Annotated in this window: 8 protein-coding genes; 4 read left to right on the top strand and 4 right to left on the bottom strand. The window is 59.4% G+C overall.

Annotated features, from left to right (window positions below; translation table 11 throughout):
* Positions 1-14: 14 nt before the first annotated feature.
* Genes ACWAT4_RS42415 through ACWAT4_RS42425 form a run of 3 tightly spaced genes read right to left on the bottom strand, consistent with a single transcriptional unit; the run spans position 15 to position 6,082 of the window.
* Positions 15-3,470 (bottom strand): indolepyruvate ferredoxin oxidoreductase family protein, encoded by a 3,456-nt coding sequence (locus ACWAT4_RS42415; RefSeq protein WP_164933586.1) that lies wholly within the window; start codon positions 3,468-3,470, stop codon positions 15-17.
* A gap of 51 nt (positions 3,471-3,521) precedes the next feature.
* Positions 3,522-4,403 (bottom strand): SDR family oxidoreductase, encoded by an 882-nt coding sequence (locus ACWAT4_RS42420; protein WP_128930000.1) that lies wholly within the window; start codon positions 4,401-4,403, stop codon positions 3,522-3,524.
* A complete protein-coding gene (locus tag ACWAT4_RS42425; RefSeq protein WP_164933585.1) occupies positions 4,400-6,082 on the bottom strand; it encodes an FAD-dependent oxidoreductase in 1,683 nt (560 codons plus the stop codon). Before ACWAT4_RS42425 ends, ACWAT4_RS42420 begins: the two co-directional genes overlap by 4 nt.
* Positions 6,083-6,522: 440 nt before the next feature.
* Here ACWAT4_RS42425 and ACWAT4_RS42430 point away from each other — a divergent pair, with 440 nt between their 5' ends.
* From ACWAT4_RS42430 to ACWAT4_RS42445, 4 genes are all read left to right on the top strand, one after another.
* Positions 6,523-7,170 (top strand): PadR family transcriptional regulator, encoded by a 648-nt coding sequence (locus ACWAT4_RS42430; RefSeq protein ID WP_128929998.1) that lies wholly within the window; start codon positions 6,523-6,525, stop codon positions 7,168-7,170.
* Between the two features lie 166 nt (positions 7,171-7,336).
* Positions 7,337-8,677 carry a Na+/H+ antiporter NhaA gene (nhaA, locus tag ACWAT4_RS42435; RefSeq protein WP_128929997.1) on the top strand — a complete coding sequence of 447 codons (1,341 nt, stop codon included), beginning with the start codon at positions 7,337-7,339 and terminating at the stop codon, positions 8,675-8,677.
* A gap of 312 nt (positions 8,678-8,989) precedes the next feature.
* A complete protein-coding gene (locus ACWAT4_RS42440) occupies positions 8,990-9,994 on the top strand; it encodes an IclR family transcriptional regulator (RefSeq protein ID WP_128929996.1) in 1,005 nt (334 codons plus the stop codon).
* A 458-nt stretch (positions 9,995-10,452) separates the two neighbouring features.
* The gene (locus ACWAT4_RS42445; RefSeq protein WP_164933584.1) at positions 10,453-11,409 is read left to right on the top strand and encodes a fumarylacetoacetate hydrolase family protein; all 957 of its coding nucleotides are present in this window, start codon (positions 10,453-10,455) and stop codon (positions 11,407-11,409) included.
* A 233-nt stretch (positions 11,410-11,642) separates the two neighbouring features.
* Here the strand turns inward: ACWAT4_RS42445 and ACWAT4_RS42450 are convergent, their stop codons facing one another.
* On the bottom strand, positions 11,643-12,386 hold the full coding sequence (locus ACWAT4_RS42450) for an SDR family NAD(P)-dependent oxidoreductase (protein WP_128929994.1): 744 nt from the start codon (positions 12,384-12,386) through the stop codon (positions 11,643-11,645).
* Between the last annotated feature and the right edge of the window lie 92 nt (positions 12,387-12,478).

The raw sequence follows: 12,478 nt of genomic DNA on the forward strand, positions 1-12,478 counted from the left end.
TGTCACCTCGGTTTTCATGCCTTTAGCGTAGTGCGCGCGCTAGCGTCCAAGTGAGGCGCCGCATTTTCGTAACCTGCGAGCGCCTCCCCAAGGCGCCGCCGGAACAATTCGATCGCCTTTTGCTTCACGTGGCCGAAGCCACGCACCTCGAGCGGTAGCTCAGCAATGGCGACAGCCTGTGGAAGCGATGCCGCTGACAATCGACGGGGTAAGCGGTTCAAGGCATCGATGAATTCGGCGATCAGAGCACGCTCGGTGCGGCGCTCGGCGCTCCTTCCGAAGACGTCGAAGGGTGTTCCGCGCAAGATCTTCAAGGCCGCCAAGATTCTGAAGACGGGCAAGATCCAAGCTCCGAACCGGATCTTGCGCGGCTCTCCCGTTGTCTTGTCGCGGCGAGACAGAAAAGGCGGTGCAAGATAGATTGACAGCTTTGCGAAGCTATCAAACTGAGATCGGACTGCCCGCTCGAACTCTCCGCTCGTATAGAGTCTGGCAACCTCGTACTCATCCTTGTAGGCCATCAGCTTGAACAGGGATCGCGCAGCAGCCAGCGTTAGCGAATGGCCAGTATGAACCTTAGTCTCCGCCTCACGGATGTGGTTGATGACATCAAGGAAACGCTGGCTGTAGTCATTGCTCTGATAGTTGCGAAGAAATGTCGTAAGATCTTGGATCTCCGCCTCAGGGGTGCGCTGCTCAGTCTTTTCGGCCAGGCCTGCTGCAACAAAGACGAATTGAGGGTCGGAAGCTAACCGACGCCCCCACTCAAGCGCAGCGAGATTTGCCTCCTTGGCGGCGCCATTGAGTTCGATCGCCTGGTGGAGGTCCTCAAGGTTAAGGCCAAGCCAGCCTTTCTGATAAGCGCACCCGATCATCATGAAATTGGCGGCGATCGAATCGCCGAACAAAGATTGTGCCAAAGCCGTGAAGGGAAACACCGCGAAATGTTCCGGTTCAACTTGTGTGCTCAGCCGTCTCGTCAGCAAACTCGAATTCACGACGGCCTGACGATTAGTGACGAAATCTCCAGTGATGGACACGTCAGCATTGGCGAGGACGCGGCTCCGCCCTCGGTTGAGAGATGCCATCACGTCCGATGCATTGCCGACGATCTGGTCGCAAGCCAGGAGAAGGTCACAGTGCTCCGCTGGAATCCGCAAAGCATGAATGGGGCCGCCAAGATGAACGTGACTTGTAACCGCCCCGCCCTTCTGAGCCATTCCGATCTGGTCCAGCACCGCGGCCCCTCGACCTGCCAGGTGTCCGGCCATTGCCAGCACCGCGCTCGTCGTCACGATTCCGGTCCCACCTACGCCGGCAAGAAGAATGCGGCTGTGTTGCGGCGGCGCAGCGCTCACCAGGGGCAGCAATGGTTGGTCGATCGTAAGCTGCGGTTTTGGCCCGCGGTTCACACGGGCACCCTCGACAGTTACGAAACTGGGACAGAAGCCTCGAATGCAACTGAGATCGGTGTTGCAGCTCGATTGATTGATTCTTCGCTTCGTACCTAGTGGAGTGTCGACCGGCTCCACGGATAGGCAGTTTGACTTGATCGAGCAATCGCCGCAGCCTTCGCAGACCAGCTGATTGATGAAGACGCGGCGGCTGGTTTCCTTCAGTTGGCCACGTTTGCGTTTCCGCCGGCGCTCGGTAGCACACATCTGGTCATATACGATGATGCTTACACCCGGTTGGGCTCGCAATTTGAGCTGTACGGCATCAAGTTCGTCGCGATCCACCACCTCTCCCGCCAGGGAGTGGACCTCGGCATGCTCACGATAGGACGCCAGATCATCGGTGACCAAAATTATTGTGCTGACGCCCTCGGCCCGGAGCTGGCGCAGAAGCCGCTCGAGGGAAAGGTCGCCATCGACTGCTTGACCGCCTGTCATCGCGACAGCACTGTTGTAGAGCAGCTTGTAGGTGATGTTCAGCTTAGCAGAGACCGCCTGGCGGATTGCGAGCAGGCCTGAATGGAAATACGTGCCATCGCCCATATTCGAAAACACATGCGATTCGTCGGTGAACGGAGCGAGGCCGAGCCAGTGGATTCCCTCGCCGCCCATCTGGGAATAGCTGAACGTGTCAGGGCGATTGCGCGCGGCTAAACCGTGGCAGCCAATCCCAGCGAGAGCTCGACTGCCATCTGGCACGGCTGTCGACCGGTTATGCGGACACCCGGAACAGAAGAATGGACGCCGGGATGCGGGCACATCTGCAAATCCGCGTTGGTTCGTGTGCCGGCGCAAGCGTTCGCCTCGTGCTGCTACGACCTGATCACCGGATATCCTTGCGATGACCGCCGCGATCTGGACAGCAATCTGCTCGGGCGTTAGATCGCCCGTTGCAGAAAACATCGGGTGTTGCTCCGGTCCACATTTGCCCCAAACCGAGGGAGCCTGTGACCGGCCGTAGAGTATAGACTTTACTTGGCGCTCGATCAGCGGCGCCTTCTCCTCCACGATGACGAGCTCCTGCAGGCCTTCGGCAAAGGCTGTGAGGCCCTGAGGCTCTAGCGGCCAGATCATCGCCGGCTTGTAGAGAGCCAGCCCGAGCTCGATCAGCCGTGAATCGTGAAGGCCCAGCAGGTCGAGTGCTTCGCGCAAATCATTCCAAGATTTGCCGGCCGCGACGAAACCGACCCGCGCGTCCTTAGGCCTCACCGCGACGCGATCGAGACCGTTTGCCCGGACATAAGCAAGCGCAGCCGGCAAACGGAATTCATGCTGCCGCCGTTCCTGATCGAGCGGCAAGTCAGGCCAGCGGTTATGCAGGCCAATGTCCGGCACAGTGACGTCGGGCCGAACGGGCAAATTACCTAATTCTGCGGCCGGCACGGTGCGTGTACTGTCGGCCACTTCCGTCAGCACTTTTAGCGCAACCCAAGATCCCGTCAGCCGCGACATGGCAAAGCCGTGGAGTCCATAGCTGACGATCTCGCCGGGATCAGCCGGGTAGAGCAGCGGGAGGAGGAGACTGGCGACAGTCTCGTCGCTGTAGCAGGCGACCGTTGAGGATTTTGCCAGATGATCGTCACCCACGGCGACGACCACCCCGCCGTTCGGCGAAGAACCTTGCGAGTTGCCGTGCCTAATCGCGTCCGCCGCGCGATCCAGTCCAGGGCCCTTGCCGTACCACAACGCAAAAACACCATCGACCCGGGCGCCGGGTGATTGATGGATCTGCTGCGTACCGGCCACGGCGGTGGCCGCGAGTTCTTCATTGACCGCCGGCTGCACCACAATCTTTTGGTCGCTCGTTAGCCGCTTCGCAGAGGCAAACGCGGCATCGAGCGTACCAAGGGGTGAACCCCGATAACCGCTGACGAAACCCGCGCTCGACAAGCCATTCATCCGATCTCGCTCGGCCTGTAATAGCATCAGGCGGACGAGCGCCTGCACTCCGCCGAGGAGAACTGTTCCGCCGCGCTTGGAATAACGATCATCGAGCGAGATAGAGGAATTACTCATTCGCAACTCCATTGGATGCGCTGGCGCAAAAGACTTTCCGGCACGCCGGCATTAGCTCCGTGCGGTATCGATAGCGGAGCTGATCTGCACGCCGGGTGGGGCCGGCAAGTCGCCCGGAACGAACATGTCTCCCATCAAAGGCAGCGCCGGATCCACGCTATAATGCGTAAACTCGCGCACCCCCTCGTCATAGAGCACCGTGTCGTCAATCAGAAAGTTGCCCGTGAAGGCGCGCGCAGGCTTTGAGAGGATGGCATGGGCTGCGTCGGCCATGCTCTCCGGCTTGCGGCAATGACGCATTCCGTTCTCTCCGAGCAATGCAAATTGGATGGCAGCCGTCGCAATGGCGGTTCGGGGCCAGAGAGCATTGACAGCAATACCGCGATCGGCAAATTCCGCGCTCATGCCGAGCACGCACATGCTCATGCCGAACTTCGCCATGGTGTAGGCGGTGTGCGGCGCGAACCACTTGGGCGTCATGTCAAGCGGCGGAGATATCATCAAGACATGCGGATTAGCTGCCTTCATCAGGTGCGGAAGGCATGCCTTGGTAGTGATGAAGGTCCCGCGTGCGTTGACTTGAGCCATCAAGTCGAAGCGCCGGATATCCGTTTGTAGGGTGCCGGCCAGATGGATCGCTGATGCATTATTGATGCAAATGTCGATGCCGCCGAACGTCTTTGCCGCTTGGGCAACGCCGGCCTCGACGGAGGATTCATCACGGACGTCGACGGCCAGCGGCAACGCCCTGCCCCCAGCTCGCTCGATGGCTTCGGCGGCAGAATAGATCGTGCCGGGAAGATGCCGGTGCGCCTCGACAGTCTTGGCTGCAATTGCAACGTTGGCGCCGTCTTGCGCGGCTCGCAGCGCAATGGCGAGCCCAATGCCTCGGCTTGCGCCGGTAATGAACAGGGTTTTGCCGGTCAGACTCATGAGGCCACGCTGCCCATGCTCAAGGGAAGCGTTCTTAATGCCGACGTGCCCTGCACGCCGCCCGCGCCGCGGATGCGATCAATGAGCCGCGCCGGCTCTTCAGGAATAGCGTCCCCAATCCAGCTGATGTGTCCGTCCGGGCGGACCAAAGCGTAGCGGCGCCCGTAGACGGCGATGGTGTTTGGCTCCGGGATGAGCTGATGACGGATTGGCAGCCCAACCGCGTGCGCCGCACGGGTCAGACCGCCCACAGCAGCACCCACCTCCGATGCGAACTCCAGCAGCACGAACCCACGACCGAATAAGTCTAACGTGGAGTGGCCCGGCGAGAGCCAAACATGAGGTGCGCGGCCGCCGGCCTCGGCTACTTGCACGAAGTTCGCGACATCGGGCTCGGCTCGTTCGAACGATTCAGCGACGACGATCGGCGAATTGCGATAGACCGCCCCAAGATGAATTCCGAACGACCTCCATTCCCGCTGCATGGCCTGCTGGGTATAGGCTCCTGTTGCGCGCCGCGCCGTCTCGCCCGCAGGGCCTTGGTCGAGCAGCATCGGCTCTGGAGGAACCGAGCGCATCGCGGCTAGGTTCGCGGACGCCTGCGACACGTTGCGCATGGCGATCGGGCGCCGCTCTGTGTCGTAGCTTTCCAGGAGTGTGGGGCCGCCCCACCCCTCCAACACAGCTGCGATCTTCCATGACAGATCAACCGCCTCGGCAATGCCCGTATTCATGCCGTATCCGCCGGTCGGAGAGAGCTGATGGGCCGAATCGCCGACGAGGAAGCAGCGCCCGGAGCTGAACTTCGGCGCAGTGATCTCACGACGGGACCACGGCAACCAAGAGAGCACCTCGTAGTCAACATCGGCTCCGATTCCTCGTCGCACAAAAGTGTTGATCTGCGCCTCGCTCCAATTGGGCCAGGTCTCGTCGCCGAGCAGTTGAAGCCGCCAGGTATCGCGCCCGTCTATATTGACGAAGCTTCCCCAAACCCCCTCAGGCCCGACTAACACGTACCGATACGCCCGTTGGGCGAGCGTCTTCTGCGCCAGAGCCGGACACCGAACGAAGATGTTCGTGCTACAACTCAATACCTTGCTGTTTGTCGGACCAAGCGAGAGTCGCTGTGCGACTGTGCTGCTTGCCCCATCGCAGGCGGCAAGGTACTGCGCACGCACGCATAGTGGTTCGCCACCAAGCAGCGGGCGCACGTGAGCGATGACGTGGTCGCCCTTGTCCTCGAATTCCTCTAGGCGGTGCTGATACAGCAACTGGTTGGTCGAGTAGCTCGAAGCTGCGTTCTGGAGTACGGGGTCGAAAAAATTTTGAGGGCATAGCTCGTGCTTTTGCGGGCTAAACGGTGGCGGGACCGCGTGCGCTTTATCAGGGTAGACATCGCGCGCCAGTTCGTGGCCGAGGACCCCCGTCGCATAGACGATGCTGACCGGCAGATCGCGAGGAAACCCGGCCATTTCGATGGCCTCGACAATTCCCCAGCGTCGGCAGAATTCCATAGTGCGAATGCCGACATTGTCCATGCGAGGATGAACCATCCGGGCCGTCGGCCGCTCCTGCTCTATGAGCAGCGCTTCGACACCGCGCCAACCGAGATCGATTGCAAGCGACAAGCCGACCGGCCCTCCGCCGACTATCAAGACGGGCGTATCGATCGTTTCCACGGACATTCCTCCTGAATTGAACTGCTCGCCGGAGACCGTCTGGCCGCACCGGTCAATGGGCTGCGGCGCTAGAGGTGGTGTTTCGGCAGCGACCGAGGCTTTCCAAGAGGCATGCCCCTGCCCTGCATTTTTGAGAATTGGCCGGGCGCGCTGCTCTCCGGAACGTCCCTCTGCGGGCATGCCACTCATTCTTCAGAGGCCCTCGCAATAACCCGAACGCCGGCTGCGCAACGGGGCTTAGTGGGCATTCGACGCCGGGAAGCATCGATTTCCTCCATATGTCATATATTACATATGTGAGTAACAGGCGAATGTGCATATGTCAAATGTTGCCGATGGTAAAAGCTCGCCCTCCAGACTATGCAGGGTCAGGGCAAGGTCACTGAATGCTCCGTAAGAGCGTGATTGTGCTTGGAGATTAGGCGAGCTTGGAACTAGCGATGGCGAAGAAGAAGACGACCGTAAAACGGAAGGCCCCTGCGGCAACTCCTCCAGCAATTCCGACGCTTGGTTATGTCATTCTGACGAGCTTGGCCCACCATCCTCATACCGGTTATGAGCTGACTCAATTGATGGGCCCCCCGCGCAATTACATGTGGGAGGCCAAGCACAGCCAAGTCTATCCGACGCTGCAGCTGCTAGCGGAACACGGCTATGTCACGTTCGAGGACATTGCGCAGGAAAGCAAACCGGACAAGAAGGTCTACGAGGTTACGGAGCGCGGCCTCGAAGCTCTCAAGGAGTGGGCGAGAAAAGGTCCGACCCATGTGCCTGTCCGGGACGAGTTCAGCGTAAAGATGGCGGCATTGCGGTTGCTTCCGCCCAGTGAAGCTGTGGCCGTGCTCAACCGGCAAATCGAGCTCGTTGAAGGAGAGATAGCGGCCATCAACCTACACTTGGTCGATTTTGTTGATCGTTTCCGTTTGCCGGAGCCGGCACAGAGCAATCATCGCCAATTCTGCCTGCTATCTGCCATTCGACTCTCGCGCGACCTGAAGCTGACGGCTATGGAAGCCTATCGAAAATTGGCCGGCGAATTGTCGCGCGCCACTGAGCCAGCCAAGGCATCTAGAGCACAGTCAAAATGAAGACCCTCGGCAGTTTACAGCCATCTGCCGCTGGCCCTTGTTCCAGGGTCTCGTCCCGACGTTGAATTGCCACCATTACCCTGTATAGGGACGCATGGGTGTTCGCTGCATTGGGGCGGCGTCAGGTAACGCGATGGTCGGGCCGCCACGCGGACGATCTGCGCCTATGAACCACGATCCTAAATTCGGCGATCTTCCGACAGCTCAGCGATTGGCAGAACAGGCTGCGAACACACTTAACCGATTTCTGCATATTGAGGCAGTAAGCGGCGCGGTGCTTCTCGTTGCAGCAGCCGCGGCCTTGATCTGGGCGAATTCGACCGCGGCCCCGAGTTACCACCTCTTTTGGACTCTCCCTGTCACCATTGGCCTTGGTGAGTACGTCTTTTCCCAGTCGCTGCATTTCTGGGTGAATGACGCATTGATGACCGTCTTCTTCCTTGTTGTGGGCATGGAGATTCGGCGGGAGGTTCATGAGGGCGCACTGAGCCGCTTTGACCAGGCCGTTCTGCCGCTGATTGCTTCGGCCGGTGGCGTCCTCGTTCCCGCGCTTATCTATCTAAGCCTCAACAATGATGCTGCTCGGGGACACGGCTGGGCCGTGCCGACCGCGACGGACATCGCCTTTGCTGTTGGCGTCCTCGCCCTGCTTGGACGAAGAATCCCGGTCAATGTGCGAGTGTTCCTACTCGCTCTAGCGATCATCGACGACATCATTGCGATTTTGATCATCGCCGTCTTTTACACCGAAACTCTGCAATTAGGCGGCCTTGCTATCGCAGCCGTTGGCGTTCTCGGGGTCTTGGGATTCCAGCGGATGGGGATCGGTGCGGCATCGCCATATGTGGTGCCAGGTTTGTTGGTTTGGGTCGGATTGTTCGTTGCCGGGGTCCACCCAACACTTGCTGGAGTGGTGCTCGGGTTGATGACTCCGGCTCGCCCCATAGCGATGCGAGAACCTCCGCTGGAGGTGGCGTCGCAAGCGCTCGGACAGTTGAAAACTGGCGATGCGATGAAAACAGGAGATCTGCATTTGTTGCAGCAGCCGTTGCGCGACCTTCGCATAGCTCACCGTGAGATTTTGCCGCCCGCGTCGCGCGTGCAGATGGTACTTCATCCGTGGGTAGCTTACGGAGTGATGCCAATGTTTGCGCTGGCGAATTCGGGGGTCAGCATAAAGGGCGCGGATCTACCCGCTGCCGGCCTGCTGGTGACGATGGGCACCGCACTTGCTTTGATAGTGGGAAAGCCGCTTGGCATTTTCGGAGCGGCCTGGATCGCCGTACGATCGGGGTTCTGCTGCCTTGCTCCCGGGGTTTCTTGGGGCGGCGTCTTTCTCGTCGGACTGCTAGCGGGCATCGGCTTCACCATGTCCATCTTCATCTCGATGCTGGCCTTCTCCAGTGAAGGTTTTTTAAGGGCAGCAAAATTGGGCGTGTTGTTGGGCTCGGCCATAGCCGTGACGCTCGGCCTTGGCTGGGGCGCCTTCTACGTGCGACGTTCGTGACGTCGGTTCGTGTCCTTCCAGGCTCGGCACGGCCCGCGATATCGTCGCTGTCACGATCATCGGTCCGGTTTGTTGATCCGACGTAGCCTAGCAAAACCTGCCACCGCGCAGGGCGACATCGGCTCTTTTGCGCTTCCAGATCGGCTACTCCAGCAGAGGAGCTACCAAAGTTTGCGCTCTCACACGGCCATTCAGCCGGCAGTAATCTTGATAGGCTGCCCAGTTGTGCCTGGCGCTTGAAACAGCCCAGCGGCCGGTTAGTTTCTCTCGGGCTTTTAGCCACTCGCTCCCCAAGTCTCAACCGACCGCCGCTTGAAGCACGGCACGGAACCGAATAACGATCTTGATCCGAACCACGGCGCAGCCACCGCTATCAAAGACATGGCCCGAAAAAAGAACCTCCGCTCGGATCCGAAAAAAGCTAAGGGCCTTCCAGCTGGCGGCAGGCTCCGGTCAAAGGGAATGCCGCTGCGTGAACGGGAGGACGGGGAAGAGGCCGGCAACGGCATCCGTGCCATGCTCGTTGGTCTATCAATGCTACAGGCGATCGCGAAGGAGCGCCGGCCGCTTCCGCTTAAGGATGTTGCCACCGTCAGCGGACTCAGCCCGAGCCGGGCTCATAGGTATTTGTCAAGCCTGCTCGCGGCGGGCTTTATGGAGCAGGACGTCAGATCAGGCCATTACGCTTTGGGGCAAGCCGTTGTCGAATTAGGATTGGTTGCCCTCGGTCAATTGGATCACATTCGGATCGGCGTGGATGCGCTCGTCGCCTTCAGTGAGGAGACCGGCTTTGACGGACATCTCTCCGTTTGGGGCTCATTTGGTCCGACGGTGGTGCGTTGGCAATCCGGACGCTTGGGCTATCATTTCCGGATCGACGAAGGCCGCGTGCTCCCGCTCTTATGGTCGGCAACCGGGCGCGTGCTCATGGCCTATCGCGAGGGAGGGGAAATTGCCCCGCTGGTGAAGCAAGAGCTTGCCGTGTGGAATCGCGAGAACCCCGAACAGCAGATTCGGCGCCAGGACGTGACGCGCATGTGTGCGGCGGTTCGCGAGTTCGGTCTCTCAGCATCGGTTCCATCGCAGCAACGCAATGGTCTGCTCGACCCCGTATTTCCCACAGTCATCAGACTAGGATTGGAAACCACAGCAGCGCCGATTTTCGATCATCGCGGCCGTGTGCCAATGGCCCTCACGTTTTTTGGGTCAGTCCATGGTTCGTCCATCAATAGCGAACCTGCACTTCAAAAGAAGCTCCGCGCCGCCGCGCAAGCAGCTTCGCGGCGCCTGGGCGGCCTAGCCGAGCCGCCAACTTAGGAGCATTGGTCTCGCAAGAGCCAGCAGTTGGACGAATGTTGTGGAAGTCCAATCATTGGCTTGCCGCTCGACACGCCGCGCCGCAGCGTCCACATTCGGTCATGGAAGCCAATGGCCGCAGACGAGGTGAAGCCGAGCGCAGGTGGCGGGCTCGCTCCTTCACTCCCCTCCCGTCAGAGACTTGGCCGCGAGCTACGGTCCGGTCGCCTTTCCGAGGCCGCTCTCCTTACCGTCATGCAAGCCCCGACCTGCCATGCTTTACATCAGAGTATTCGGTGCTTCGCTGTGCAATTCGAGTAAAAAATTGCGCTGTTCCAGCGCTTGCAAAATTCCATACTATTTTGATTGGTGGGTTTGACGCCTAGTGACATTGCGTCGGTCGCGACGTGCAGCGTCGGATGCGCCTTGGTTTATGCACCTTAGGCGGCGGCTTTCAGCGGGATGCGAGGAGTACTTCGATGAAACTAGCTTTGTTCAACGAGTTCATACCCGGGGCAATCAAAGAGAATGAAATTGTCGACATCACAAAGCCGGTTTCCGCGCTCGCGAAATGCGGGCCTCAATACCTGATGGAAGGTCTGATGACTAACTGGGCGACCTACCGGCCGCTCTTGGAGGATTACGTGTCGCGCACGAAGGGCCGCCCAGTCTCCGAAGTGCGGCTGAGAGCGCCGCTGCCGCGACCATCTAAAATTCTGTGCGCCGCAGCGAACTATAAAGAGGGGATCGAAGGCAATATCAGCGATCTTGAGTTCTTTCACAAATCGCCATCTGCGATCATTGGCGATGGCGACACAATGATTCTTCCTAAGGTCGAAGTGACCATCGTCCATCACGAATTGGAACTAGGCGTGGTCATAGGCAAGACCTGCAAGGACGTCTCGGAGAGCGAAGCGTTGGATTATGTTTTTGGATACACGATCGTTCAAGACGGGTCCGCACGCGGCATATTGTCGAACGGTCAGATGTCATTTTTCACGCAAAAGAATTGGGATACGTTTGCGCCTCTTGGTCCCTTGGTCGTGACAAAGGATGAAGTGCGGGACCCTCACGATCTGCAGGTCCGGCTTTGGGCCAACGGCGAGCTACGGCAGGACTACCACACAAGTGACATGGCCCATCGAATCCCGGCGCTCATTCACAAGGCCTCGATGTTCAATACGTTCTTCCCAGGCGATATAATCGCGACAGGCTGCAACCGTCAGGGTTTAGGTCCGATGCAGCATGGCGATACCATCGTTCAGGAAATAACGGGGCTCGGTCGGCTGACGACGTTAGTGGAGGACCCTCTCAAGCGCAGCTGGCCATACGGCGTCGATGCCGAGTTTGCAGACTTCGTGAAGAAGCCGCGCACCCAGCGTGGCGCTCTGGGGCCGCCGCGGATCGTCCCCGCGAATTCGCGGCTGCCGACCTAGTTCAAGCGGTCCGACCCGCGGTTCGCACTGTCAGATCTTTCAAAAGGGCTGAGCGGGCTTGGCAGCGCGCCATGCCTGCTCTGTCGACACCGAGCCATCGCGGGCCTGTCTAGGCCCGATCTCATCTGCAAATTAGGCTGGTCGCCTTATCCAAGCGTGCCAGCCTTAGCCTAGCCGTCATGATCCAGTGTCGACTGGACAGGTGACAAGTTCCGTTCGGTAGGACCTCCCTATCACTGATAGGCCCGACCTCCGTCGCAGACATAGTTGCTGCCTGTGATGTACTGAGCCTCCGAACTGACCAGGAACAGCAAGAGATTTGCTATTTCTAGGGGAATTGCCAGCCGCCTCAGCGCGTACCTCGCCAGAAAAGCGTCTTGTTGCGAGGCTGACTTTCCGGCCAAAAATCGGTCCATCATCTCAGTATCGACGGCCCCCGGGCAGACGCAGTTCACTCGTATATCGGGCGCCAACTGGGCAGCAAGTGTCTTGGTAAATTGGATGACGCCGGCCTTTGCGGCTCCGTACGCCGCGCTGCTTACACCGGGTCGTATACCTGCCAGTGCCGACACGTTGACGATGGCTGCTGCTCGAGTCTTTCGAAGATGTGGCAATGCTGCTCTGCAGACCAGGTAGTGAGACGTAAGGTTGGTGCGAAGACTCGCGTCCCAACGAGCTAAGTCGATATCTTCTAGAACAGCGGCCTCGGCATTGCCGACGCAATTGATGATACCATCGAGACAGCCCATAAGGGCCGCGGCGTCGTTCACCGCGGCAAATGCTTGCGCCTCGTCGGTAAGATCCGCCGCAATAGCGTGTCCTCGCGTCAACCTGGCGACCTCTTTCAAGCAATCGAGCCGCCGTCCGACAACAGTCACCACCGCTCCTTCCTCGGCGCATCGCATGGCGGTGGCATGGCCGATTCCGCTTCCGCCGCCCGAGATCAAAATGTGACGTCCAGCCAGACGGCCAGCCATTATTGTTTAACCTCGCTCGCAGCAGGGTCGCATCGATTGGTGCACGTCGCACTGCTATGTGGCGGCGGTGCGCTTTGAACGGCCCCGCATAG

The sequence above is a fragment of the Bradyrhizobium sp. T-1 genome (assembly GCF_053592855.1).

What these genes read in the sequence shown, in the direction of transcription:
- ACWAT4_RS42415 (WP_164933586.1), bottom strand. Translation starts at nt 3,470, where the DNA reads ATGAGTAATTCCTCTATCTCGCTCGATGATCGTTATTCCAAGCGCGGC.
- ACWAT4_RS42420 (WP_128930000.1), bottom strand. Translation starts at nt 4,403, where the DNA reads ATGAGTCTGACCGGCAAAACCCTGTTCATTACCGGCGCAAGCCGAGGC.
- ACWAT4_RS42430 (WP_128929998.1), top strand. Translation starts at nt 6,523, where the DNA reads ATGGCGAAGAAGAAGACGACCGTAAAACGGAAGGCCCCTGCGGCAACT.
- nhaA (WP_128929997.1), top strand. Translation starts at nt 7,337, where the DNA reads ATGAACCACGATCCTAAATTCGGCGATCTTCCGACAGCTCAGCGATTG.
- ACWAT4_RS42445 (WP_164933584.1), top strand. Translation starts at nt 10,453, where the DNA reads ATGAAACTAGCTTTGTTCAACGAGTTCATACCCGGGGCAATCAAAGAG.
- ACWAT4_RS42450 (WP_128929994.1), bottom strand. Translation starts at nt 12,386, where the DNA reads ATGGCTGGCCGTCTGGCTGGACGTCACATTTTGATCTCGGGCGGCGGA.